Origin of the sequence: Arthrobacter ramosus, assembly GCF_039535095.1 — a bacterium.
GTDB classification, from domain to species: domain Bacteria; phylum Actinomycetota; class Actinomycetes; order Actinomycetales; family Micrococcaceae; genus Arthrobacter; species Arthrobacter ramosus.
This window is the reverse complement of the sequence record NZ_BAAAWN010000001.1, coordinates 3,180,618-3,205,205: the sequence shown is the minus strand read 5'-3', so window position 1 is coordinate 3,205,205 and position 24,588 is coordinate 3,180,618. Positions and strand designations below refer to the sequence as shown.

General features: G+C 64.6%; 24 protein-coding genes. 21 read left to right on the top strand and 3 right to left on the bottom strand.

Going from position 1 to position 24,588, the window contains the following annotated elements; genetic code table 11:
- The first annotated feature begins 139 nt into the window (after positions 1-139).
- The 4 genes from ABD742_RS14835 (at position 140) to ABD742_RS14820 (ending at position 4,701) form a co-directional block, all read left to right on the top strand.
- Positions 140-3,004 carry an FtsK/SpoIIIE family DNA translocase gene (locus ABD742_RS14835; protein WP_234753120.1) on the top strand — a complete coding sequence of 955 codons (2,865 nt, stop codon included), beginning with the start codon at positions 140-142 and terminating at the stop codon, positions 3,002-3,004.
- A gap of 9 nt (positions 3,005-3,013) precedes the next feature.
- On the top strand, positions 3,014-3,616 hold the full coding sequence (pgsA, locus tag ABD742_RS14830; protein ID WP_234753121.1) for a CDP-diacylglycerol--glycerol-3-phosphate 3-phosphatidyltransferase: 603 nt from the start codon (positions 3,014-3,016) through the stop codon (positions 3,614-3,616).
- Positions 3,613-4,116: a CinA family protein gene (locus tag ABD742_RS14825; protein ID WP_234753122.1), complete on the top strand. Its 504-nt coding sequence runs from the start codon at positions 3,613-3,615 to the stop codon at positions 4,114-4,116. The genes pgsA and ABD742_RS14825 overlap by 4 nt, the downstream gene beginning before the upstream one ends.
- 132 nt (positions 4,117-4,248) lie before the next feature.
- Positions 4,249-4,701: a helix-turn-helix domain-containing protein gene (locus ABD742_RS14820; protein ID WP_059387810.1), complete on the top strand. Its 453-nt coding sequence runs from the start codon at positions 4,249-4,251 to the stop codon at positions 4,699-4,701.
- A 152-nt stretch (positions 4,702-4,853) separates the two neighbouring features.
- Here the strand turns inward: ABD742_RS14820 and ABD742_RS14815 are convergent, their stop codons facing one another.
- Positions 4,854-5,351: a MarR family winged helix-turn-helix transcriptional regulator gene (locus ABD742_RS14815; RefSeq protein WP_078105745.1), complete on the bottom strand. Its 498-nt coding sequence runs from the start codon at positions 5,349-5,351 to the stop codon at positions 4,854-4,856.
- Positions 5,352-5,392: 41 nt separating this feature from the next.
- Between ABD742_RS14815 and ABD742_RS14810 the strand changes: the two genes are divergently transcribed.
- The 7 genes from ABD742_RS14810 to dapF all read left to right on the top strand — a co-directional run bounded on the left by ABD742_RS14810 (position 5,393) and on the right by dapF (position 12,463).
- Positions 5,393-5,632 carry a DUF3046 domain-containing protein gene (locus ABD742_RS14810; RefSeq protein ID WP_234753123.1) on the top strand — a complete coding sequence of 80 codons (240 nt, stop codon included), beginning with the start codon at positions 5,393-5,395 and terminating at the stop codon, positions 5,630-5,632.
- Between the two features lie 240 nt (positions 5,633-5,872).
- Entirely contained in the window at positions 5,873-6,922 is a 1,050-nt protein-coding gene (recA, locus tag ABD742_RS14805) for a recombinase RecA (protein WP_234753124.1), read from the top strand.
- A gap of 46 nt (positions 6,923-6,968) precedes the next feature.
- On the top strand, positions 6,969-7,529 hold the full coding sequence (locus ABD742_RS14800; RefSeq protein ID WP_234753125.1) for a regulatory protein RecX: 561 nt from the start codon (positions 6,969-6,971) through the stop codon (positions 7,527-7,529).
- A gap of 129 nt (positions 7,530-7,658) precedes the next feature.
- Positions 7,659-8,900 (top strand): aggregation-promoting factor C-terminal-like domain-containing protein, encoded by a 1,242-nt coding sequence (locus ABD742_RS14795; RefSeq protein WP_344788361.1) that lies wholly within the window; start codon positions 7,659-7,661, stop codon positions 8,898-8,900.
- Positions 8,875-10,515 carry a tRNA (N6-isopentenyl adenosine(37)-C2)-methylthiotransferase MiaB gene (gene miaB, locus ABD742_RS14790; RefSeq protein WP_268819423.1) on the top strand — a complete coding sequence of 547 codons (1,641 nt, stop codon included), beginning with the start codon at positions 8,875-8,877 and terminating at the stop codon, positions 10,513-10,515. Before ABD742_RS14795 ends, miaB begins: the two co-directional genes overlap by 26 nt.
- A 6-nt stretch (positions 10,516-10,521) precedes the next feature.
- Positions 10,522-11,463 carry a tRNA (adenosine(37)-N6)-dimethylallyltransferase MiaA gene (gene miaA, locus ABD742_RS14785; RefSeq protein ID WP_234753127.1) on the top strand — a complete coding sequence of 314 codons (942 nt, stop codon included), beginning with the start codon at positions 10,522-10,524 and terminating at the stop codon, positions 11,461-11,463.
- Positions 11,464-11,494: 31 nt separating this feature from the next.
- Positions 11,495-12,463 carry a diaminopimelate epimerase gene (gene dapF, locus ABD742_RS14780; protein WP_234753128.1) on the top strand — a complete coding sequence of 323 codons (969 nt, stop codon included), beginning with the start codon at positions 11,495-11,497 and terminating at the stop codon, positions 12,461-12,463.
- Here the strand turns inward: dapF and ABD742_RS14775 are convergent.
- Positions 12,444-13,058, bottom strand: coding sequence for a class I SAM-dependent methyltransferase (locus ABD742_RS14775; protein ID WP_234753129.1), 615 nt, complete (start codon positions 13,056-13,058; stop codon positions 12,444-12,446). The genes dapF and ABD742_RS14775 overlap by 20 nt on opposite strands.
- 388 nt (positions 13,059-13,446) lie before the next feature.
- On the opposite strand from ABD742_RS14775, the gene hflX reads away from it, so the two are divergent.
- Entirely contained in the window at positions 13,447-15,009 is a 1,563-nt protein-coding gene (gene hflX / locus ABD742_RS14770; RefSeq protein WP_234753130.1) for a GTPase HflX, read from the top strand.
- On the top strand, positions 15,002-17,065 hold the full coding sequence (locus ABD742_RS14765) for an ATP-dependent DNA helicase (RefSeq protein WP_234753131.1): 2,064 nt from the start codon (positions 15,002-15,004) through the stop codon (positions 17,063-17,065). Before hflX ends, ABD742_RS14765 begins: the two co-directional genes overlap by 8 nt.
- A gap of 131 nt (positions 17,066-17,196) precedes the next feature.
- Here ABD742_RS14765 and lexA read toward each other — a convergent pair whose 3' ends face one another.
- On the bottom strand, positions 17,197-17,946 hold the full coding sequence (lexA, locus tag ABD742_RS14760) for a transcriptional repressor LexA (protein WP_234753132.1): 750 nt from the start codon (positions 17,944-17,946) through the stop codon (positions 17,197-17,199).
- 367 nt (positions 17,947-18,313) lie between these two features.
- Between lexA and ABD742_RS14755 the strand changes: the two genes are divergently transcribed.
- The 8 genes from ABD742_RS14755 to ABD742_RS14720 all read left to right on the top strand — a co-directional run bounded on the left by ABD742_RS14755 (position 18,314) and on the right by ABD742_RS14720 (position 24,581).
- Complete coding sequence (locus ABD742_RS14755; protein WP_234753133.1) at positions 18,314-18,673, top strand: LysM peptidoglycan-binding domain-containing protein; 360 nt, start codon at positions 18,314-18,316, stop codon at positions 18,671-18,673.
- A gap of 91 nt (positions 18,674-18,764) precedes the next feature.
- A complete protein-coding gene (locus ABD742_RS14750; RefSeq protein ID WP_234753134.1) occupies positions 18,765-19,883 on the top strand; it encodes a histidinol-phosphate transaminase in 1,119 nt (372 codons plus the stop codon).
- Positions 19,884-19,925: 42 nt separating this feature from the next.
- Positions 19,926-20,552, top strand: coding sequence for an imidazoleglycerol-phosphate dehydratase HisB (hisB, locus tag ABD742_RS14745; protein ID WP_234753135.1), 627 nt, complete (start codon positions 19,926-19,928; stop codon positions 20,550-20,552).
- Entirely contained in the window at positions 20,549-21,304 is a 756-nt protein-coding gene (gene hisH, locus ABD742_RS14740) for an imidazole glycerol phosphate synthase subunit HisH (protein ID WP_234753136.1), read from the top strand. Before hisB ends, hisH begins: the two co-directional genes overlap by 4 nt.
- Before the next feature lies 1 nt (position 21,305).
- Positions 21,306-21,464, top strand: a complete 159-nt coding sequence (locus tag ABD742_RS14735; RefSeq protein WP_234753137.1) for a hypothetical protein — start codon at positions 21,306-21,308, stop codon at positions 21,462-21,464.
- A 78-nt stretch (positions 21,465-21,542) separates the two neighbouring features.
- Positions 21,543-22,289 (top strand): bifunctional 1-(5-phosphoribosyl)-5-((5-phosphoribosylamino)methylideneamino)imidazole-4-carboxamide isomerase/phosphoribosylanthranilate isomerase PriA, encoded by a 747-nt coding sequence (gene priA / locus ABD742_RS14730; RefSeq protein WP_234753138.1) that lies wholly within the window; start codon positions 21,543-21,545, stop codon positions 22,287-22,289.
- Complete coding sequence (locus ABD742_RS14725) at positions 22,289-23,188, top strand: SseB family protein (RefSeq protein WP_234753139.1); 900 nt, start codon at positions 22,289-22,291, stop codon at positions 23,186-23,188. Before priA ends, ABD742_RS14725 begins: the two co-directional genes overlap by 1 nt.
- Positions 23,189-23,246: 58 nt before the next feature.
- Positions 23,247-24,581 (top strand): MFS transporter, encoded by a 1,335-nt coding sequence (locus ABD742_RS14720; protein WP_234753140.1) that lies wholly within the window; start codon positions 23,247-23,249, stop codon positions 24,579-24,581.
- Positions 24,582-24,588 lie beyond the last annotated feature (7 nt).

Sequence of the window (24,588 nt, the reverse complement as noted above, 5' to 3'; positions counted from 1 at the left end):
CAAGCGAACCGGGCCGTTCGTGTTTCAGGACCGGCTCGCTGTGAAACCAGGTCCGCAGATTGTTCAACAGGGGCAACATGGTTCCTCCGCGCCCCTGAAATCCGCGGGTTTCCGGACGGGTTGGGGTAGCGTGGCCAATATGGCGACTCGTACTACCTCCGCGCCTAGAGGTAGCTCCAATAGCAAATCCGGCGGCTCGGGCAGCGGCCGGACCCCGGCCAAGACCGGCAGGAGCGGCACAGGCACGGCCCGCGGCAAGCAGGCCGCCGTCGTCGAACCCCAACAGCCGTGGATCCTGCGCGCGCTTGCCGGTGTCTGGCTGGGAATCGGGCACGTGGTGGGTGCGGGCGTCCGCCGGATCGGCCACGATGTCAGTGACCTTGATCCCGCAGACCGCCGGGACGGCGCCGCGCTTTTCAACCTGGCGCTCGGTGTCTTCATAGCAACCTTCGCCTGGTGGGGCTTCAAAGGCTGGTTCCCGGACGTTGTCTACAGCATCGTGAACGGAACCTTCGGCTGGGTATCCCTGCTTCTTCCGCTCATACTTTTCGTCTGCGCTTTCCGGCTCTTCCGGCAGCCGTGGGACAGCCGTGGCAACAACCGCGTGGGAATCGGCTTCCTGATCATGACGTTCGCCGGCACCGGCTTGGCCCACATCATCGGGGGCCAGCCGACCGTCGCCGATGGCTTCGAAGGCCTCCGGCGCGCGGGCGGGATGCTCGGCTTCCTCGCAGCCTCGCCTCTTGCCGCCATCCACCCCGCAGTCCCCGTCATCGTCTACGGCGCCCTGGCGTTCGTCTCCCTCCTGATTGTCACGGCCACGCCGTTCGGCGCCATTCCCCGGCGTATCCGTGGCGCCTACGAGCACCTCATGGGCGTCGACCTGGTGGATGCCGACGCGCAACGCGGCGATTCCCACGACCGCAGCTACCTCTACGAAAACGAGGCGGCCGTTGAACCGAAGAAGAAGCGCCGCAAGCGCTTCTTCGGCAAGGACCGCGACGACGACCCCACGCTTGAGGGCTATGTCGGCGACGAGGCCTTCGAGCACGCAATCGTCGACGATGATGCCCCTCCCGCAAAGGGCGGGCCGGCCGTACCGCCCGGGGTGCGCAGGCCGACCCAGGCCGAAATCGCCGTCGAGAAGATCAAAGCCGCCCAGGGACTGGGAAGTCCGAAGGCGGTTGCGGACAACGCGACCGAAGCGATCCCCCTGGTGACGCCGACCGCGGCACTTTCGCCGGCTGTGCCGCCTGTCATCGTGCCTTCGGCGCCCGTCGGTCCGCCCCCGCCCCCGACGCCGATCCCGCAGCGCACCGAGCAACTTTCGCTCGCCGGGGACGTCACCTACACGCTGCCGTCCTCGGACAACCTGACTCCGGGTTCCATTCCGAAGGAGCGCACGGAAGCGAACGACGCCGTGGTGGCCGCCCTGACGGACACCTTGCAACAGTTCAACGTGGACGCCACTGTCACCGGCTTCAGCCGGGGCCCTACCGTGACCCGCTACGAGATCGAACTTGCGTCCGGCACAAAAGTGGAGCGCGTCACAGCGTTGTCCAAGAACATCTCCTACGCCGTGGCATCGAGTGATGTCCGTATCCTCAGCCCGATCCCGGGCAAATCGGCCATCGGCATCGAGATCCCCAACACCGACCGCGAGACAGTTTCCCTTGGCGATGTCCTGCGCAGCCAGAACGCCAGGCGGACAGACCACCCCATGGTGATGGGCGTCGGCAAGGACGTCGAGGGCGGCTACGTCGTCGCGAACCTCGCCAAGATGCCTCACTTGCTCGTGGCGGGTGCTACGGGAGCCGGTAAGTCGTCGTTCGTGAACTCCATGATCACCTCGATCCTGATGCGCGCCACACCCGATGAGGTCCGCATGGTCATGGTGGACCCCAAACGCGTCGAACTGACCGCGTACGAGGGTGTTCCGCACCTCATCACGCCCATCATCACCAACCCCAAGAAAGCCGCCGAGGCGCTTCAGTGGGTGGTCCGTGAAATGGACGCCCGCTACGACGACCTCGCCAACTACGGCTTCAAGCACATCGACGACTTCAACAAGGCCGTCCGCGCCGGCAAGGTTGTTCCGCCGGTTGACTCCAAGCGCATCATCAAGCCGTACCCTTATTTGCTGGTGATCGTGGACGAACTCGCCGACCTCATGATGGTTGCCCCGCGCGATGTCGAAGACTCGATTGTCCGCATCACCCAGCTCGCCCGTGCTGCCGGCATCCACCTGGTCCTGGCCACCCAGCGTCCTTCCGTCGACGTCGTCACCGGCCTGATCAAGGCGAACGTCCCCTCGCGTATGGCTTTCGCCACGTCCTCTGTCACCGACTCCCGTGTGGTCCTGGACCAACCGGGCGCGGAAAAACTCATTGGCCAGGGTGACGCGCTCTTCCTGCCGATGGGTGCCTCCAAGGCGATGCGCGTGCAGGGTGCCTGGGTCACGGAGTCCGAAATCCACCGCGTGGTGGAGCATGTCAAGGGCCAACTCAAGGCCGTCTACCGTGACGACGTGGCGCCCGAGGCGCAGAAGAAGCAGATCGACGACGACATCGGAGACGATCTCGAGGTTCTGCTTCAGGCCACCGAGCTCGTGGTCACCACCCAATTCGGCTCCACGTCCATGCTGCAGCGCAAGCTCCGCGTCGGCTTCGCCAAGGCCGGCCGCCTCATGGATCTGCTGGAATCGCGTGGCGTCGTAGGTCCGTCCGAGGGTTCCAAGGCCCGCGATGTCCTGGTCAAGCCGGACGACCTCGCTCCCGTGCTGGCAGCCATGAAGGGCCAGGAGGCTCCGGCTACGCCCGACGCGCACACGGCCGCCCTGAGTGAGAACGCGAACGCGAACATCGCCGTCGGCGGCTATGCAGAGGACCTCGTGGCCACCGATCTCGAACGCCGCAAGCAGGTCACGGAATACCACGACGGAGCAGACGGCATCGATGACGAGGACGAGGGCGGCGAAGACGCCTGGTCATTGACCGGACGGTAGCCTAGAGGGGTGACTACATCCGACGGCAGCAAAGCCGGTTCCAGCAGCTCCGATATCTGGAACCTGCCCAACATCCTGACGATGCTTCGAATTGTCCTGGTCCCGTTCTTCGTTTGGTTCCTTCTGGAGGACAACAGCCAGCACGGCATCTGGCGCTGGGCCGCCGTAGTGGCCTTCGCCGTAGCGATCTATACAGACAAGCTCGACGGCGACATCGCCCGGAGCCGCAACCTCGTCACCAACTTCGGCAAGATCGCGGACCCCATTGCCGACAAGTTGCTTATCGGATCGGCCCTCGTTCTCCTGTCGGCGCTGGGGGAGCTGCCGTGGTGGATCACCATCCTCATCCTCGTGCGCGAATGGGGCATCACCGCCTTGCGCTTCTTTGTCATCCGCTATGGCGTGATGCCCGCCTCGCGAGGCGGCAAGCTCAAGACCGCCGTCCAGACTGTCGCGATCTTCCTCTACATCCTGCCGCTGAATTCTTTCGCGCCGTGGCTCGTCAGCGTGGCCTTCTGGGTCATGATCGTCGCCCTCGTCATCACGGTGTGGACCGGCGTCGAATACGTGATCGAAGCCGCAAAGCTTCGCTCGGCAGGCAAGCGCGCATGAGCCCTACCGCTGATGAGGTGGCCGCTTCCGCTGTCGCCCTCGCCATCGAGCGGGGCGTCACAGTGGCTACCGCGGAATCCCTGACAGCCGGGATGGTTGCCGCCACCCTCGCTGATACTCCAGGGGCGTCAGGCATGCTCCAAGGCGGGGTGGTCGCCTATCAGAATGCGGTCAAGGCCGGAATCCTGGGGGTGTCCCAGGAGCTGCTTTCCGCCGTCGGATCCGTCGACGCCGAGGTGGCGGCGGCTATGGCCGACGGCGCCAGGCGCGCGTGCGGGGCCGACGTCGGGATCTCCACTACGGGGGTTGCCGGGCCATTGCCGCACGACGGGAAGCCGGTTGGCACCGTCTTCATTGGCGTCGCCACACAGGGCGGAGCCGCGGCGCATGCTTACTCCTTTCGGGGAGATCGGCCAAGTATCCGTGCGCAGGCAACGGCGGTCGCACTGGAGCGCTTGTTGGAGTGCCTTGTCCGTGCCGACCTACTGCACGTAAAGTAGCCGGGAACAAAAACAGCGGCCCAATAGTTGTTACATTGTGTCGCCCCGGAATGGCCGGGGCGCCTAGGATGTAAAAAACAACCGGTGCACCGAAAAGGTGAACCGGACTCACGAGGGAGCAAGGCGATACAGATGGTTAAGCAGCCCGTATCCATAAACGGCGTTGTCCGCTGGAAGGATGTGGGCTTGGCCGAGAAGGCACCGAGCGAACAGAAGGAGCGCAAAATGGTTGTACTGCGTCACGAAATTGGTGATGTCCTGCGCGATGTCCGCCAGCGCCAGGGCCGTACGCTCCGCGAAGTCTCGCACAGCGCCCGCGTTTCCCTTGGCTACCTGAGCGAAGTTGAGCGCGGCCAGAAGGAAGCATCCTCAGAGCTGTTGTCCTCGATCTGCTCGGCCCTGGACGTTCCGTTGTCCGGCATGCTCCGCGAGGTCAGTGACCGGGTTGCCGTCGCCGAAGGCGTCGCTGTTCCGGACACCGTCCCGCAGGAATTCGCGCAGCGCTACGGCCGCGATCTCGACCGCGAGCTCAGCGCCGAACTGAACGATGATTTCACCCAGGGCATGCTCTCCGGAGCCCGCTAGACGGACCTGACTCCGGTACGCAGTTGCAGGAGTGCGATCCAGCACGTCGCTGACGGGATCCGTTGCGCCGAAACATCGACGCCTACTTGAAGTAAAGAAGGAGGGCCTCCATCTGGAGGCCCTCCTTCTTTGGTCTTTTGTGGCTGGCGCGGTCAGTCCTTGCCGATTCCTTCGCCGTAGGCAGCGTTGAGCCGTTCAATGTAGTCAGCCAGCGTCTGGATTTCTTCCAGCGGCCACTCACCCAGGCGTTCCCGGAAAACCTGCCGGCGTGCGTCCTGGACCTGGTGCATCTTTTCTTCGCCCTTGGGAGTGAGCCGGATCGATTGTGCGCGGCCATCCTGGGGGTCGGCTTCTTTGTAGACCATGCCGATGCTCTCGAGGAACGCGATCTGGCGGCTCACCGACGGCTTCCCGACGCCGATGCACGAGGCGAGCTCCGTCAGGCGAATGGGGCCCTCTTTCCGGATGATCGTCAGCAGTCCGTAAGCGGCTGGTTCCATGTCGGGATGGACCTGTCGGGATAACTGGTGGGACAGCGATCGGGCGCGTCGCCAGAACATGCTCAGCTGGTGTTCCACCTGCTGGAGGGCGGCGTCGACGTTGTCGCCTGCCTCCACCATCTCTGGTGCGTCGTCGGGAGTGTTGCTCATGACAACCATTCTAGAGTCCGCTCCCGTGAGAGACTCTATTGGTGCGGATCAGTGACTTCTGGCGGCTGATGGACGATGAATTCGGGGCTGGCTACTCCCGGGTCCTCAGCAGTTCCCTTGTATTGGCCGGCGTCGGCGGCCGTACGGCAAACGATGCCTTGGCAGCGGGCTACAGCCCCCGCGACGTCTGGCTTGCCCTGTGCGACGTCCAGGACGTTCCGCCGGAGCGACGGCTCGGCAGGGACGTCAAGCCTGCCGACAAGGGATCCGGGACGTTCTGAGTTCCGGTTCCTGGCGGACACGCCCGCAAATTTGTTCGAATATCTGTTCGGATGAGGCTATGCTCCTTTCAGAGGAAAATTGATCCTGGCGGACCGCTTTTCGCATCATTCGAATCCTGTGGTTTTCCACATAGATGAAGTCGCACACAAAATTGTCAGCGGCTCGTACTAGCGTCGGATGAGACACGAAAGCGGCCGTTCAGGCCAGTCCACAGCGAGAAAGCATCAGAGGTGTGAACCATGGCGGCAAATCAGGATCGTGAGAAGGCGCTCGAGGCAGCGCTTGCCCAGATCGACAAGCAATTCGGCAAGGGCTCGGTCATGCGCCTTGGGGACGAAGTCCGGGCGCCGATCGAGGTCATTCCGACCGGCTCCATCGCCTTGGATGTCGCTCTTGGCATTGGCGGGTTGCCTCGTGGCCGTGTCGTCGAAATCTACGGTCCGGAATCCTCAGGTAAGACCACCGTCGCGCTTCACGCGGTGGCCAACGCCCAGCGCCAGGGCGGCATCGCAGCCTTCATCGACGCCGAGCACGCCCTCGACCCCGAGTACGCGGCGAAACTGGGCGTCGATACCGACGCGCTACTGGTTTCGCAGCCGGATACCGGTGAGCAGGCGCTCGAGATCATGGACATGCTGATCGGCTCAGGTTCCTTGGACGTCATCGTGATCGACTCCGTCGCCGCTTTGGTTCCCCGCGCTGAAATCGAAGGCGAAATGGGCGATTCCCACGTCGGCCTCCAGGCCCGTCTTATGAGCCAGGCCCTGCGTAAGATCACCGGCCGACTGAGCCAGACCAAGACGACCGCTATCTTCATCAACCAGCTCCGTGAGAAGATCGGCGTTTTCTTCGGTTCTCCGGAAACCACCACCGGTGGTAAGGCCCTCAAGTTCTACGCGTCCATCCGCATCGACGTCCGACGCATCCAGACGCTGAAGGAAGGCGCGGATTCGGTAGGTAACCGCACCAAGGCCAAGATCGTCAAGAACAAGATGGCTCCGCCCTTCAAGATCGCGGAGTTCGACATTATCTACGGGCAGGGCATTTCCCGTGAGGGCGGCATCATCGACATGGGCGTCGAGCACGGCATCATCAAGAAGTCGGGTTCATGGTTCACCTATGACGGTGACCAGCTGGGTCAGGGCATGGAGAACTCCCGCCGCTTCCTGCGCGACAACCCGGAGTTGGCCGCGGACCTCGAGCGGCTGATCAAGGAAAAGCTTGGCGTCGGAGTAGTCAAGCCTGCCGAAGCCGAGAAATCTCCGAAGCTGAAGGCCGTTGACGGCTAAGCGCCAGGGCCACTCCCGGTCCTGGGGTCCGTCTGCGGATTCGTCCGTGGCAGCAGACCCTGAAGCCAATCCGGAAGCAGTTGCCCGGGCCATTGTCCTCCGTCAACTGACCAATTCGCCCAAAAGCAGGCTTCAGCTTGCGCGCAAACTGGCTGAGCGGAACGTGCCGGAAGACGTAGCCGAAGCCGTGTTGGACCGCTTCGAGGAAGTCCGGCTCATTGATGACGCCGATTTCGCCGAAATGTGGGTCCGCAGCCGTGCGCAGTCGAGGAAACTCGCCCGGGGTGCCCTGAGGCGCGAATTGGCGGACAAAGGCATCGACGCTGAAACGGCGGAGAAAGCCCTCGCGCAAGTGAGCGATGACGACGAGCGGAACGCGGCCAGGGACCTGGTCGCGCGCCGTTTGAGGGCCGTAAGCGAGCTATCCGACAGGACCGAGCGCGACAAGCAAACCCGGCGGCTCGCATCGATGCTTGCCCGCAAGGGTTACCAACCATCGGCGGCGTTCCGGATTGTTGGCGAGGTACTGGACGAAGCCTTGGCGGGGGAGCCGGTGTCCCACAATGCCAGGGCGCACGGTGGTCCTGAAGCCGACGACATCGGCTAGCCGGCGTCGCCCGGGAAACTGAGAGCTGCCTGTGAGTATTGTCCCGGGCGGCGGGGTTAGGTGGCTTCTTGGTGGCGGTCGGCTAGGGTTCTGGACTAGTGTTCCGAGTCGGGAAGCAGGTCAGATCCAATGAATCCGTTGTCGTTACGGCTTTCGGCAATCATTGTGCCCTTGCTTGTCGCTTCGCTTCTCCAAGCAGGCCCGGCTTCCGCAGACGACGGTGCCCCGCCGTCGGGCTATCCGAGCTGGGCCGAGGTACAGCAGGCCCAGGGGAACGAAGCTGCCGCAAGTGCCGAAGTGGACCGCATCAACCAGTTATTGGCCGGCCTTCAACAGAAGTCCGGCGAGCTTGGCGCGGCAGCCATCAAGGCGGGAACTGAGTACGCGAAGGCTCATGACGCCCTGCAGCATCAGCAGGCGGTGACCCAGAAACTGGCTGAGGCGTCCCAACAGGCCAAGGCAAAAGCGGATTCATTGAAGAAGGCCACTTCTTCCCTGGTTGTCAAGGCATACGAGTCGGGCGGCTTCGATCCAGGGCCCTGGTCCCTCGCGAATGCCGCCATCGCACCAGACAACATTCAAAATTTCGCCTTGCTGAACAGGGTTCTCGATCGCACCGCGAAGCTGCACGATGATGCGCTGAGCGCGTCCCAGGCATCCGCCGCGGCAACCGCGCAGGAACAAGCTGCCCGGGATGTCTTGGCCCAGTTGGATAGTGACGCCGCGGCAAAGGCCCAGGCCGCGGAGTCTGCCAGGCGCGCCGCCGAAGACAGCGTTGCCGCCACGGACGGCCAGCGCAAGACCATGGTCGCCCAGCTCGCGTCCTTGACCTCCACTTCTGCCGCTGTTGCGCAGAAATACCAGGACGGCCAAGTGGCGCTTGCCGCTTATCAGGCTGCCCAGGAGGCCAAGAGGGAGGCGGCACAGCGCAAGGCGGAAGCCGACGCCGCCGCGGCGGCAGCCAACAGGCAAGCCCAGCAACCCGTCCAGCCGCCCATCAGCAGCGGAGGCGGCGGCGGCGGCTTCGGAGGCGGGGGAGGCGGTGGCGGAGGAAACGTCGTCAACGACCCCGCAGGTGCACGGCAATATGCGTCCTCCCGGCTCGGCGCCTACGGCTGGGGCCAGGACCAAATGCAGTGTCTGTCCCTGCTGTGGACCCAGGAATCGAGCTGGATGACAGATGCCACCAATCCCAGCAGCGGTGCCTACGGAGTTGCGCAGGCATTGCCCCCGGACAAGTACTATTCGGCAGGCAGTGACTGGCTCAGCAACTACCGGACCCAGATCGATTGGGGCCTCGGCTATATCCGCGACCGTTACGGTTCCCCCTGCAACGCGTGGCAGCATGAGATGGGCTTCAACTGGTACTAGTCCGAGGGGCTACCCTAGATTGGTGAGTTCCCCTTCCGCAGCACCAGCACCAGCCCCCGTCCAGCAGCCCATTCCGGCCCCTGTCAGCGAGCCCGCACCCGAGCACGGGGTGAAGCGCACCTACCAGGTCCGCACCTTCGGTTGCCAAATGAATGTCCATGACTCCGAGCGCATGGCAGGACTCCTGGAGGATGCAGGATACGTGCCCTTCGACGGCGGTGTCGCCGACGTCGTGGTCTTCAACACCTGCGCCGTCCGTGAGAACGCCGACAACAAGCTTTACGGCAACCTCGGGGAACTCAAGCAAGTCAAGGCCGCCCATCCGGGCATGCAGATCGCCGTAGGCGGATGCCTGGCGCAGAAGGACCGCGAAACCATCGTGCGCAAGGCTCCGTGGGTGGATGCCGTGTTCGGCACCCACAATGTGGGGGCGTTGCCTGCGTTGCTGGACAGGGCCCGCCACAACAACGAGGCACAGCTCGAAATCCTGGAATCGCTGGACGTCTTTCCCTCCACCTTGCCGACCAAGCGTGACTCCGTGTACTCGGGCTGGGTTTCCATCTCCGTCGGGTGCAACAACACCTGCACCTTCTGCATCGTGCCTTCGCTCCGCGGGAAGGAGAAGGACCGCCGTCCGGGCGAGATCCTGGCCGAAATCCAGGCGTTGGTGGACGACGGCGCCGTCGAGGTCACCCTGCTCGGCCAGAACGTGAACTCCTACGGCGTGGAATTCGGGGACCGACTGGCTTTCTCCAAACTGCTCCGCGCCTGCGGTGACATCGAGGGCCTCGAGCGTGTCCGCTTCACGAGCCCGCACCCGGCCGCCTTCACCGACGACGTCATCGACGCGATGGCCGAGACCGCCAACGTCATGCCGCAGTTGCACATGCCACTCCAGTCCGGTTCGGACAAGGTCCTCAAGGACATGCGCCGCTCCTACCGCTCCACCAAGTTCCTGGGCATCCTGGACAAGGTCCGTGACAAGATTCCCCACGCTGCGATCACCACCGACATCATCGTGGGCTTCCCCGGCGAGACGGAAGAGGACTTCCAAGCCACGCTCGACGTCGTCGAGAAGTCACGCTTCGCCTCAGCCTTCACCTTCCAGTACTCCAAGCGCCCAGGCACCCCGGCCGCGGAGCTTCCGGAACAGCTCCCCAAGGCCGTTGTCCAGGAACGCTACGAGCGGCTGACCGCCCTCCAGGACCGCATCGCGGCAGAGGAGAACGCGAAACAGCTCGGACGCCGGGTCGAACTCCTCGTCACAGCCCAGTCCGGACGCAAGGCAGAAGAAACGCATCGCTTGTCCGGCCGCTCCCAGGACCAGCGGCTGGTCCACTTCTCCGTGCCCGAAGGCGCAGAGAGCCCACGGCCCGGCGACTTCGTCACCGTGACGATCACCGGGGCTGCTGCCTTCCACCTCGTCTCCGATCCGGTGACGACGGCGGACTACAGCTTGAGGCGCTCCCGTGCCGGCGACGCTTGGGACCGCTCGCAGGCCGACTCCTGTGGCGCTCCGGCACCGAGTGCCGCGGACACCGGCATCGGCATCGGTTCTTCAGGGTCGAAGGGCGTCTCCCTCGGCATGCCGTCGCTCCCCGTGCGACGCGGCTAGCCCGACATGACAGCAGTACCGGCCGGATCAGTTGATCCGAATCCGCCCGTGATCGCCGTCGTCGGACCCACCGGTTCCGGTAAGTCCGATCTCGCCGTCCACCTCGCCCTCGCGATCGACGGCGAGGTCATCAACGCCGATGCCATGCAGTTCTACCGTGGAATGGATATCGGCACGGCCAAGATCAGCGTCACTGAACGCAGGGGAGTGCCCCACCACCTCCTGGACACGATGGAGGTCACCGAGGAAGCCAGCGTCTCCGCTTTCCAAGCCGACTGCCGGACCGCCATCCGTGATATTCACAACCGCGGCAAGCGTGCCATCCTGGTGGGCGGCTCCGGCCTTTACGTCCGGGCCGCGTTGGATGTCCTGGAATTTCCCGGCACGGACCCTGGCGTACGGCAACGGCTGGAGCACGAGCACGAATCATCCGGTCTTTCGGGCCTCCAAGAACGCCTTCAACACGTCGACCCCGTTTCTGCCGGAAGGCTCGGTGACGCCCGCCGCGTCATCCGCGCGCTGGAAGTCTTCGAGCTCACGGGGCGTCCGTTCAGCTCCTTCATGCCGAAGCGCGAGTACTTCCGGCCGGCCGTACAGATAGGGCTCGACGTCGACCGCGGAGTACTGCGCGAGCGTTTGGCCGCGCGAGTCCTGGGGATGGTCGACGCGGGACTTCTTGAGGAGGTCGCGCGGCTGGACGCCGCCGGGCTGCGACAAGGCAAGACGGCATCGCGGGCGCTGGGATATGCCCAGTTCCTGAGGGTCCTCGACGGCGAGTCCGATACGGCTACCGCGGCCGAAGAAACCGTCGTGGCCACCCGGCAATTCGCGCGGCGCCAGCTCACCTGGTTCCGGGCCGACCCCCGGATCCATTGGCTCGACTGGCAGGATCCGGATTTGGTGGCCAAAGCCGCAGAAATCTGCGCGAGCCCGGCGTCGGTGATTTAGGCGCAACCCCTAGTGCAGGTAGCCTTGAGCCATGGATGAAACCCTTGCATTTTCCGCCCCGCAGCCTGCCGCTGCCAGCGGTGCCGTACCCGCGTCCGGTCTTCACGGGCTGGCCTTCTCCAAGGGGCACGGTACAGGCAACGACTTCGTCCTCATTGCGGACCCCGAAGATGCGCACCAGATCTCCCCTGAGCAGGTCGCAGCGCTTTGTGACCGCCACTTGGGCATCGGCGGAGACGGGCTCATCCGAGCAGTCCCTTCGAGATTCCTGCCCGAAGGCCTCCAGCTGCTCGAAGCTGACTCCGATGCCGAGTGGTTCATGGACTACCGCAATGGCGACGGCTCATTGTCCGAGATGTGCGGCAACGGCGTCCGCGTCTTCGTCCAATTCCTGATCGAGCAGGGCCTTGTCACCCTCAACGCAGGTGAATCCCTGACCATCGGGACGCGCGGCGGCATCAAGAAGATTGTCCGGACCGCTGAGGGCTATGCGGTGGACATGGGTCCGTGGGAGTTCATTTTCCCCAAGGATGCCACCAGCAAGGCCATGGACTCCCTCGTCAGCGCCGACGGTCTTGAAGTCGCCCGGCCTGCCCTCTCTGTCAGCATGGGCAACCCGCACACTGTAGTGGCGTTGGCCGAACTTTCAGAGCTCAAATCCACCCAGCTCTTCAAGGCACCCATCGTCGATCCCAAGCCGGCCAACGGCACCAACGTCGAATTCGTGGTTCCCGCGGAGCCCCTCGTTCACGATGGCATAGGCAACATCACCATGCGGGTCCACGAACGCGGCGTCGGTGAGACCCAATCGTGCGGCACCGGTGCCTGCGCGGCCGCCGTCGCCATCCGGCACTGGGCCGGGGAAGGCGCTCCCGACACGTGGCGCGTCAAGGTGCCGGGCGGCGTCGTCGGCGTGCGCTTCTTCCCGGGAGAAAGCGGTCGCGAACACGTGGAACTCAGCGGCCCCGCAGTGATTGTCGCTAGCGGGACGCTTTCCTGATTCGCAGCACGCGGAAGGATTTCGACGTATTTTCCCGGGATACCGAGAAGGAACCGTCGAGGGTATCGGCCAGCCAGCGCTGAAGCGAGTCCGCTCCAAGGTTTTTCTGCACCACAAGCCAGGCGTTTCCACCGGGAGCGAGCCGCGGCAGCCACCTGAGCAGCAGGTTGTGGAGTTCATCCTTGCCGATGCGGATGGGCGGGTTTGACCAGATGGTGTCGAACATCACGGCAGGGTCGACGTCGTCGGGCAGGCTCGCTGTGACATTCCCGAGCTCCAGCAGGGCGGCATTCTCGTTGGTCAAGGTGACGCAGCGCTCGTTGACATCAACGGCGTGGACGCGCGCGTGCGGAGCCATGAGCCCCATCGTCAACGCAATGGGACCCCAGCCGCAGCCGATGTCCAGCAGATTTCCCTGCGGGGCCGGCGGTGGAACCTCGGAGAGCAGGATCGCTGTTCCCTTGTCGATCCCGTCAGGGCTGAAGATGCCGCCCGATGTCTGGAGCCGGCGGGTCGCGCCGGCCAGTTCCACCGTGAGGGGCTTGCGGTTGAACGGCCCCGCGGGCTGTGCGCTGAAATAGTGAGCAGACTCCATAGCTTGCCAGATTAGTGGCCAGCAGCGGGCAAGGGAAACCGCGCACTGCTCCATGCCGGTTCAACCCGGGCTTGACGGGGTCTGATAGTCTGATCCGCATGTTCTTGATCTTTGAGTAGCCGGCACCGCCCGCGACGCAGGCCTGCTTCATTTGCAGCGCCATTCCGCCTTGGCAGGTCCGTTCCAGACGCCGCTTTTTTGGCGGCTGGACACTCAGCAGATCGTCCCCTTCCCCTCCTGGGATCTGTGCACGCAATCCGCGCAGTCCGTCCGGGTGGAGGTCCGAGGCCATCGGCAGAGCCTTGCCAGGCATCAGCCCTGCGCGAATTCCGCGCCACAAGAGACGAATCGGCACTATTCTGGAAATGCCGAACCCCTAAAGGAGACCATGACCACGCAGAAGAACACCGGACCCGATTCCGACGCCCAGGACATGAGTCCTGAAGAAATCCAGGCTGTCATCGACCGGATTCTCTCCAAGGACGCACCTGCCATAGTCCAGGACCGCGACGAACCCCGGGGCGTGTTTGGCAAGGCCCAGGCGATTTCCCGCCTGGACGAAGAACACAGCATCTACGACGGCGATCAAGAGGATCTGGCCGAACGCCGGGCCCTGGGCCGTACAGCGGGCCTGTCCACGGAACTTGAAGATGTCACCGAGGTCGAATACCGGCAGCTGCGCCTTGAGCGCGTCGTGCTGGCAGGCCTCTGGACCGAAGGCACCCTGGCCGACGCCGAGAATTCCCTGAGGGAACTTGCCGCCCTGGCCGAAACGGCCGGCTCGGAAGTCCTGGACGGGATCGTCCAGCGCCGCATGAAGCCGGACCCCGGCACGTTCCTTGGCTCAGGCAAAGCCATAGAGCTCAAGGACATCGTGATGGCCACCGGTGCGGACACCGTGGTGGTCGACGCCGAACTGGCACCGTCCCAGCGGCGCGGCCTTGAAGACATCGTCAAGGTCAAGGTGGTGGACCGCACCACGTTGATCCTCGACATCTTCGCCCAGCATGCCAAAAGCCGCGAGGGCAAAGCCCAGGTTGAGCTGGCGCAGCTGGAATACCTGTTGCCGCGCCTGCGTGGCTGGGGCGATTCCATGTCCCGCCAGGCCGGTGGCCAGGTGGGTGGTGCCGGCGCAGGCATGGGTTCCCGTGGTCCTGGTGAAACCAAGATCGAACTGGACCGCCGTCGAATCCGCACACGCATGGCCAAACTGCGGCGTGAAATCGCCGCGATGAAGCCATCGCGCGAGACCAAGCGGGCCAACCGCCGTCGTAATGCCGTTCCTTCGGTCGCCATCGCCGGTTACACGAATGCCGGAAAGTCGTCACTGCTCAACCGCCTGACGGATGCCGGTGTCCTCGTGGAGAACGCGTTGTTCGCCACCCTGGATCCCACGGTCCGCAAGGCCCAGACCCCTGACGGGATCGGCTACACGCTCTCGGACACCGTCGGTTTCGTGCGTTCGATGCCCACCCAGCTCGTGGAGGCTTTCCGCTCCACGCTGGAAGAGGTGGCCGACGCCGATCTGATCCTCCATGTCGTGGACGTTTCGCATCCCGACCCGGAAGGCCAGATCGCGGCCGTCCGCACGGTATTCAGCGAAGTGGATGCCCGGAAGATCCCGGAAATCATTGTCCTGAACAAGGCGGACGTCGCGGATCCGTTTGTCGTGGAGCGGCTCAAGCAAAAAGAGCCCCGCCACGTCGTCGTGTCCACCCGCACAGGACAGGGCATTGCCGAACTCCTTGGAGCCATCAGCGAGGCCATTCCGCGTCCCGGCGTGCGCCTTGAGGTTCTGATTCCGTACAACCGGGGCGAGCTCATCAACAAACTGCACAACACCGACGCCGAAATCCTCAGCCTCGAGCATGAGGAGGAAGGCACCCGCGTGGTGGCCATGGTCCATGAGAACCTGGCAGCCGAGTTGGAGTCGTTCGTCAGCAATGGTTGATCCAGAGGCGGGGGAGCGCGGCGAGACCGTGGGGGAACGGACCGCCCTCGAACTCCTGGACAAAGCCGTTGCCGGTATGGGCGGCCAAAACCGCACGGGCCAACACCAGATGGCCAGGCAGGTGGCGCGGGCGATCGAGACCGGCGAACACCTCCTGGTCCAGGCGGGCACAGGCACGGGCAAGTCCCTCGCGTACTTGATTCCGCTGATTGCGCACGCGATGGAAAGCAACAAGCCTACGCTCGTGTCCACGGCCACCCTCGCCCTGCAGACGCAGATCGTGGGCCGGGATTTGCCCCGGCTCCTGGAAACCATCAATCCGGAGCTGGAGCGCCCGGTCAGCATCGCCCTGGTCAAGGGCCGGGCCAACTATGTCTGCCGGCACAAGCTGGAGGGCGGGTTCCCCAGCGAGGAGCCTGCTGAGGGGCAGTTGTTCTCCCTCGGCGAGGACACGAGCGTTCCGCATCTCGCCGCAGCCATCGGCGGCCCGGCCTCGCAGCTTGGCAAGGAAGTCCTGCGGCTGCGTGAGTGGGCCGGGAAGACCGCAACGGGGGACCGGGATGAACTTATGCCGGGCGTGACGGACCGGGCCTGGCGCCAGGTATCCGTCACCTCGATGGAGTGCCTCGGGGCTCAGAAGTGTCCCATGGCGGAGGAGTGCTTCAGCGAGCTGGCCCGCCACCGTGCCGCGGAGTCCGACGTCGTGGTCACCAATCACGCGATGCTCGCAGTCAGCGCCTTCGAAGGCCTGGCCGTGTTGCCCGAATACGACGTCGTCGTGGTGGACGAGGCCCACGAGCTCCAGGACCGGGTGACCGGGGCTGTGTCCGGGCAGCTGTCCGTGGCGATGATCCATGCCGCGGCCTCCAGCGCCCGCAAACACACGGCCATCACCGTGGACGCGCTGAACGCCGTCGCGGACCGCCTGGAACTCGCGATCATCGGTGCGCCGTCCGGCCTCCTGCCCAACGGGCTCAATGATGAGCAACTTGATTGCGTGGACCAGCTCCGGGAAGCCTGCCGTGCAGCGCTTTCCGATTCGAAGGGAGATTCGTCCAACGCGGTCGACGGCGGACGCCAGCTCGCGCGCTCACGGCTGATGTTGATCCTCGAGCTGTGCGAACGGCTCCTCGCGGCGCGGGAAAACCGGGAAGTCGTATGGTTTTCCCGGAACAGTACTTTTGATCCGCAGCAGGGCTACACGGCGCCCGACGAGGATTCGCCCGCGCTCATCAATATCGCGCCGCTCAGCGTTGCCGGACGCCTCCGGGAAGGGCTCTTCGCAGGCCATACCGTGGTGTTGACCTCCGCCACCTTGGCAATCGGCTCTGCATTCGAGGCCACAGCCGGAGGGCTGGGCCTGACCGGACAAGGCGCCCCCAGCTGGACAGGCGTGGATGTAGGCTCGCCCTTCGACTACCCGAAGCAGGGCATGCTGTACGTCGCCAAGCACCTGCCTAAGCCGGGGCGCGGCACCTCGCCCGAAGCGCTTGACGAACTTGAAGAGCTCATCAAGGCCTCGCACGGCGGAGCCTTGTGCCTCTTTTCTTCCCGACGTGCGGCGGAGGACGCGGCGGAAGCGATGCGATCACGCCTGGACATGGACATCCTGTGCCAAGGCGAATCGACCATGGCCGCGTTGGTGAGGCAGTTTGCCGAGGAGGAGGACACATGCCTGTTCGGCACCATGTCCCTCTGGCAGGGCGTTGACGTTCCAGGCGGTTCATGCCGGCTGGTAGTGATTGACCGGATACCGTTCCCTCGTCCGGACGATCCCCTGATGACGGCACGGTCCCGCGCGGTGGCGCAGGCCGGCGGCAACGGTTTCATGGCAGTTTCGGCAACGCACGCGGCCATCCGGCTGGCCCAAGGGGCCGGCCGCCTCATCCGCTCAACCGGGGACAAGGGCGTCGTGGCAGTCCTGGATTCACGGCTTTCGACCGAGCGCTATGGCAACTTCCTCCGGGCAGCGTTGCCGCCCTTCTGGCCCACCACGGACCGTTCAGTGGTGCGGGGTGCGCTGGAACGGCTTTACGCCGACTCAGCCAAGGCTTAGATCGGCCGCACCAGCAAGCAGCGGCCTAAGGCCCGCGAAAACCGGCGCTTGTTTCCGATCCCGGAACCTGTTGCCCCGGAGCTGGAAACAAGACCCGGTCCTTGGCCCGGGTAGTTCCCCGCTACCGCGAACTAAAGTGAACGCAGGACCGAGACGACTTTGCCCATGATGGTGGCATGGTCGCCCAGGATGGGCTCGTACTGCGTGTTCTGGGGGAGCAGCCACGTATGGCCGTCGCGCTGCCGGAAGGTCTTGACGGTGGCTTCATCGTCCAGGAGTGCGGCCACGATGTCGCCGTTGAGGGCGTCGTTTTGACGCCGTACCACCACCCAGTCTCCATCGCAGATAGCTGCGTCGATCATGGAATCGCCGGCGACCCTGAGCATGAAGAGCTCGCCATGGCCTACCAACTGGCGGGGCAGCGGCAGGACGTCTTCGACGGTCTGGTCCGCCAGGATGGGTCCGCCGGCGGCAATGCGCCCGACGAGGGGAACCATGGCCGTGTCACTGGCACTCGCGAGTTCCGTGACGGCCATGCCGCCGGCGCTGCGGAGTTTCGCCGGCGCTTCAACGCCGGGTATGACGGAGCCGCCGTCCAGGGTCAAGGGCATGAGGACTTCCATCGCACGCGGGCGCTTGGGATCGCGACGAAGATAGCCGAGCTTCTCGAGCTGTGACAACTGGTGCGTGACGCTGGACAAGCTGGCCAAACCAACCGTGTCCCCGATTTCGCGCATCGACGGCGGATAGCCGTGATCGTTCACTGAACGTTGGATGGTCTCCAGGATTTTCTTCTGGCGGACGGTCAGGCTCTTGGGGGCCTTCTGCGGCTGCTGGCTCCGCGCTGAGGCCGACCCGCTGCCAGTGGCTTTCGCTGCCATGTTCGCCAACGCCCTTCCGTTCCGCCCGTTCGGCCCTGAGGCGCTTGCCGGGACTGTCGGCCTGAAATGTCAGACCCTCCTGTTGCACTGGTTCAGTGCTCGTTCCTTCACTCAAACGTAGGGCAGGCACAGGCGTTTTTCAAACATTTGTTCTAGCGAGTCTCGACATCGTTCGTTGATAAGTGCTAAAAATGTCATAGCAAGGTTCGAATATGTGTTCTATAAAAGTGATGCAGGATCCGGGTGTTCGTTCGAATCGTTCGAACAGAACAACGAACAACCGTCCTGCAAGCACTGACTGAAGGCAAGAATTGGCAGCCGCAACCAGAGATTCCGGAACGCGGCATTGTTCAGAAGGGCTCAGCTCATGTCCGCAATCACCATCACCCACAGGTCCGGCCGCAGTACGGCACCGGGCCGGCTTCGCCTGACCCGCCGGGGCCGCGTGGTCTTCTTCGGCGTCCCTGGAATGCTCTTGGTCGCAGTGCTGCTCAGCCTGGCGGGATTCCTGAATTCGCCGGCCAAGGCTGCTGATTCCGCCGCCGAGCTGCAGCCCACCTCCAGTGCGAGCGTTACGGTGCAAGTGGGCCAGTCCTTGTGGGGGATTGCGGGCATTGCCGCGCCTTCCCGGGATCCGCGCGACGTCGTTGCCGAGATTATCCAGCTGAACAACCTTCAGGACGGCCACATCGTGCCGGGCCAGCAACTGTTCATTCCTGCCACCTGACAGCAAGGTTGGCCGGGCTGACAGTTCGCCTGGACGGGCGCCGGGCCGTCACAGTTTCAGTGCATCCACCGTGGCGCCTTAAACTGTCATGGTGAGTGACCAGCTTGAGCGACTTGACCGACTTCCCCTCCGGACCAACCTCCGCGGCCTGAGCCCGTATGGCGCGCCGCAGCTTGATGTTCCGATTTTGCTCAACGTCAACGAAAACACGCATGGCGTACCAGCCGATGTCCAGGCAGCCATCACCGAAGCGGTAGCGGCAGCCGCCGTCGGACTGAACCGCTATCCCGACCGCGAATTCACCGAACTGCGCGAGGCCCTTGCGGAATACCTCGGCCACGACCTTGCGGCCGAGAACATCTGGGCTGCCAACGGCTCCAACGAAGTACTGCAGCAGATCCTCCAGGTTTTCGGTGGCCCCGGCCGGACCGCGCTCGGTTTCCCGCCCACGTACTCCATGTACCCTCTGCTTGCCAGCGGAACCGACACGGCATACATCGCTGGAGTTCGCGCTGAAGACTATGGACTCGATGCAGCCTCGGCCGCCGCGCAGGTCCGCGAACTCAAGCCGAATGTCGTGTTCCTCTGCTCCCCGAACAACCCCACCGGCACGGGGCTTGGGCTGGACGTCGTCGAAGCCGTTTACGAGGCCGGCGAGGCGAGCCAGACGGTCGTGATCGTGGACGAGGCCTACCACGAGTTCGCCCACGACAACACGCCAAGTGCGTTGACGCTCCTCCCTGGCCGGGAGCGCCTTATTGTCTCCCGGACCATGAGCAAGGCGTTCGCCCTGGCCGGTGCACGCATCGGCTACATGGCAGCTGCACCCGAGGTCGCCGATGCGATCCGCTTGGTCCGCCTTCCGTATCACCTGTCCGCCATCACCCAGGCAACCGCGCTGGCTGCCCTCCGGCACCGCGAAGCCCTCATGGCCGACGTCGAGGACATCAAGATCCAACGCGACCGCATTGTCAGCGAGTTGACCCGCATGGGCTTCAAGCCCGCCGCCTCGGATTCGAACTATGTGTTCTTCGGCGGAATCGAAAACCCCCACGCCCTGTGGCAAGGCCTCCTGGAGCGCGGTGTCCTGATCCGCGACGTCGGCATACCGGGCCACCTCCGTGTCACCGCCGGTACAGAGCCGGAGACCACGGCCTTCCTTGAGGCGCTTGAAGCCTTGCTGGACGGCCAGGTCTCCGCACCGGCCTAGACTTGAACAAGTCCCACCACACCTTCCTCCTAAGGATCATCAATGAGCGAAAACGGCGCCAGCACGGCGGCCGCCCGGACAGCACGCATGGAACGCACCACCAGTGAGTCCTCCGTCCTGGTTGAAATCAACCTCGACGGCACGGGAGTCTCGGATATCAGTACCTCGGTGCCGTTCTATGACCACATGCTGACGGCGCTCTGCAAGCATTCGCTCATCGACATGACCGTCAAGGCGACCGGAGACACCCACATCGACGCCCACCACACCGTGGAGGATGTTGCTATCACCTTCGGTGAGGTCCTCCGCACCGCCTTGGGTAACAAAGCCGGCATCCGCCGCTTCGGCGAGGCCACGGTCCCTCTGGATGAAGCGCTGGCCCACGCCGTCGTCGACGTCTCCGGACGCCCTTACCTGGTCCATGGCGGTGAGCCCGCCGGCCAGGAATACCACCTGATCGGTGGACACTTCACCGGTTCGCTGACCCGCCACGTCTTTGAGGCCATCACCCTGCACGCCGGCATCTGCCTTCACATGAATGTCCTGGCCGGTCGGGATCCGCACCACATCGTGGAAGCCCAGTTCAAGGCGTTCGCCCGTGCGCTCCGTTCCGCCGTCGAGTCCGACCCCCGCGTCGAAGGCATTCCGTCCACCAAGGGCGCCTTGTGAGTAGGCACATCCTCAAGGATGGTGCTGTCGTGGATCCGAAGGCCGCCAGCCGCATTGCCTCGCCTGAGGGAAAACCGACCGTAACGGTCCTTGACTACGGCTCGGGCAATGTCCGCTCGGCGGTCCGGGCGCTTGAGCGTGCCGGAGCGGCAGTCACGTTGAGCGCCAGGCCCGAAGATGTCCTGAACGCTGACGGGCTCCTGGTCCCCGGCGTCGGCGCCTTCGAAACGGTGATGCGCGAACTCAAGGCAGTAGACGCCATCCGGATGATCGGCCGCCGTGTCGCCGGGGGCCGGCCCGTCCTGGGCATCTGCGTCGGGCTCCAGGTGTTGTTCGAGGCCGGAGTGGAGCACGGTACCGAGGCCGAAGGCATGGGCGAGTGGCCCGGGAAGGTGGAACTCCTCCCTGCGCCCGTTGTCCCGCACATGGGCTGGAACACCGTGGACGTGCCCGAAGGCTCAAAGCTGTTCGCCGGCGTCGAGCACGAACGCTTCTATTTCGTTCACTCGTACGGCGTGCAGAAGTGGGAATTCGACGTCGTCCAGCCCCGCATGGCTCCGCCGAAGGTGACCTGGTCCGAGCATGGCGCCCCCTTCATCGCCGCCGTGGAAAACGGTCCGTTGTGCGCCACGCAGTTCCACCCCGAGAAGTCGGGCGACGCCGGAGCGCGGCTCCTGCGAAACTGGGTCGATGGCTTGCGCCCGCAGGCAAAAACCCAGCCGCAGGCGGCCGGGGCCGGAGGCGCTGCCTAATATGTGGTCTGTTATCTTCATGGGCGCGGCCGGGCTGTTGGTTGGCGGCGGAATCTCCTTCCACCAGCAGAAACGCCCCGCCTGGGTCTCTATTTCGTTCTACGTCCTGGCCGGCCTGGCATTGCTGGCGGCCTACCTCTTCACCTTGCCTTCCAAATGAGTGCGCCTTCCAAATGACTGCGCCTGCCAAATACCTGCCGGGCAACTGACGCCCGTCCCCACAACACCGAGGACTTCAATGACCACCGCCTCCGAACTGCCCGTCCTGGAACTCCTGCCCGCCGTCGACATCGTCGACGGCCAGGCCGTCCGACTCCTTCAAGGAGAAGCCGGCTCCGAGACGAGCTACGGCACCCCGCTTGAAGCAGCACTGAACTGGCAGAACGCCGGAGCCGAGTGGGTGCATATGGTGGACCTGGACGCAGCTTTCGGCCGCGGCAACAATGCCGACCTCATCAGCGAGGTCGTCTCGCAGCTGAACGTCAAGGTGGAGCTGTCCGGCGGACTGCGCGACGACGAATCCCTCGAGCGTGCACTTGAGCTCGGCGTCGCCCGCGTGAACCTCGGAACCGCCGCGTTGGAGAACCCCGAATGGACCCGTCGGGCCATCGACCGCTTCGGTGACAAGATCGCCGTCGGTCTCGACGTCCGCGGCACAACGCTCGCGGGCCGGGGCTGGACCAAGGAGGGCGGGGATCTCTGGGAGGTGCTGGCCCGGCTTGAGGAGGCCGGTTGCGCCCGCTACGTGGTCACCGACGTCACGAAGGACGGAACGTTGCAGGGTCCCAACGTCGAGCTGTTGCGCCAGATGGTGGAAAAGACGGGCAAACCTGTCGTTGCGTCGGGCGGCATCTCGAGCCTCGAGGACCTGCGTGTCCTGCGGGAGCTCGTACCCCTCGGGGTCGAAGGAGCGATCGTCGGCAAGGCGCTGTACGCCGGTGCCTTCACGCTTCCGGAGGCCCTGGACGTCGCCGGCCGCCGCTGATGTCGCAGGATCCACGGTCCCCGGCTGACAAGGCTTCGACTGCGGCACCCCGGCAGTTGCCCGGGCACATTGCTGCAGCCCTGGCGGGTGCCGGGGGAGCAGGCGATTCTGCCGGCCGGCCCTGGGCGGGCCGCGACCTGGGCGGAGACGCCGCCAAGATCCACAATTTCGAGGACGACGACGGAACGGCCGACGCCGGGTACCTCGCCGCCGTCGCGGCCCTGCTCGCCGGTACCGGCAGCGAGGCTGGCGTAGTGGCTTCGTTGGCAACGGCCAGGGTCTTTGTCCCGGTGGTGGCCCAGCTCGCTGAGGATGCCGAAGGCGTGGACGGCCTCCATGCCGACAAGCAGGCCGACATGGCGCTCGTGACATTGAAAGCACCGGATGGCCGCACGGCTATGCCCGTGTTCACCTCGGCTGCCGCCCTTGAAGCGTGGCACCCACAGGCTCGTCCCGTCGCGGTTTATGCGGCCCGGGCGGCGTTGTCTGCCGTGTCGGAGGGAGCCCAGCTGCTTGTCTTGGATCCCGGTTCGGATGTCACCTTCGTCGTGCGCCGGCCTGCCATGTGGTCACTGGCGCAGCAGCGCGACTGGACGCCGTCGTACCTTGATGATGAACTGGAGTCTGCTCTCAATTCCTTGGCTGGGACGTACCCGGCCGTGCGCCGCCTGGAGATTCGGCCAGGATCGGGGATGGCTTCGCGCACGGCTGATGGATCGGCCATGGCCGGCGGGGGACCCGGGCCCGAATTGCGTGTGGTTCTGTACCTCGAAGACGGTCTGGATGCCGCCGCGGTGCAGGATCTCGTCTCCGGGCTGAACGGACGTTGGGCGCAGAACGAATTGTTCGCCGAGCGGGTTGACTCGATCGAAGTCAGCTTGCAGCGGGCGGCACAGTAGCCGAAGGCACAGGGGGAACGTCCTTGTCCTGCCCTCGGCAGAACAGAGGATGTATCTCGTGAATTTCTCTCTCTACCGGGAGATGCTTTCCATCACGTCCGTGCGGCGTCTCCTGCTGGTGGGCATGGTGGCCCGCATACCGCACTCTGCGGCGGGGGTTCTGCTCACCCTGCACATCGTGCTGACCCTGGGCAAGGGATACGCTGCCGCAGGTGCTGCCGCCGCGGTATTCACCATCGGCATCGCGATTGGCGCTCCGTGGCGAGGGCGGCGCGTGGACACTGTCGGCCTGCGCAAGGCGCTTATTCCGTCGGTGGTGTCTGAGCTGGTGATTTGGTCCGTGGTGCCGCACGTCAGCTACGAATGGATCCTTCCGCTCGTCTTCGTCGGGGGCCTGTTAACGCTGCCGATCTTCAGCGTCATCCGGCAGTCCCTCGGTGTGCTGGTTGACGGCGAGCAGCGGCGTTCGGCCTATGCCTTGGACTCCATTGGCACCGAAGTGGTCTTCATGATCGGCCCCGCGGTGGGCGCGGTCGTGGCTACCAGCGGGTTCACGGTCCTCGGCCTGACCATCGTGGGTGTGTGCACCTCGGCCGCCGGGCTCTTCCTGCTGTGGTTCAACCCGCCCACCCGGAGCGAGGGCGTCCTGGATGCCGGCCAGACGGCTGACCGGGATGCCGATGAGCTTCATGCGGCCGAAGCTGCGGTGGTGGCGTCGGCGCCGGCCCATCTCCAGGAAGCCGCTGCAGAGATGGCTCCGACGGTCTCGCAACCTTCCGGGCTGCGGGGAAAGATGGCCAGGAACTTCACGTGGTTCACTGCGGCGGTCGCCGCCGTGTTCGCCGTCGCCGCAGGATCCGGCATGGTACTGAGCGGTACCGACGTCGGAATCGTCGCGGTGTTGCAACGCGGCGGGCACGAGAGCGAGATCGGAATTGTTTTCTTCTTCTGGTGTGCCTCTTCGGTAGTCGGCGGGCTCATCTACGGCGCCATGCACCGGCCCGTCTCACCCATCCTGCTCCTGCTGGGCATGGCGGCCTTGACCATCCCGATGGGCTTCGCCGGGGACACCTGGACCCTTGCTTTGTTGTCCCTGCTTCCCGGCCTGCTCTGCGCGCCGGTGTTGTCCGCGGCTTCGGAAAAGGTCGCCGACATCGTGGATGAGGACCGGCGCGGCGAGGCAATGGGCTGGTATGGCTCGGCTCTCACGGCGGGCGTGGCCTTCGGTTCGCCGGTCGCGGGGCTCTTTATCGACGGCGTGGGGCCGTGGGCCGGCTTCGTCGCCATCGGGACGGCGGGAGTGGTGCTGTGCCTTGCCGGGCTGTTCCTTCAGCTGCGTCGGCGCAGGATCATGACCACCACCCGGGCGGGCGCGGAGGATCCCGCCAACTGAGTTGCGC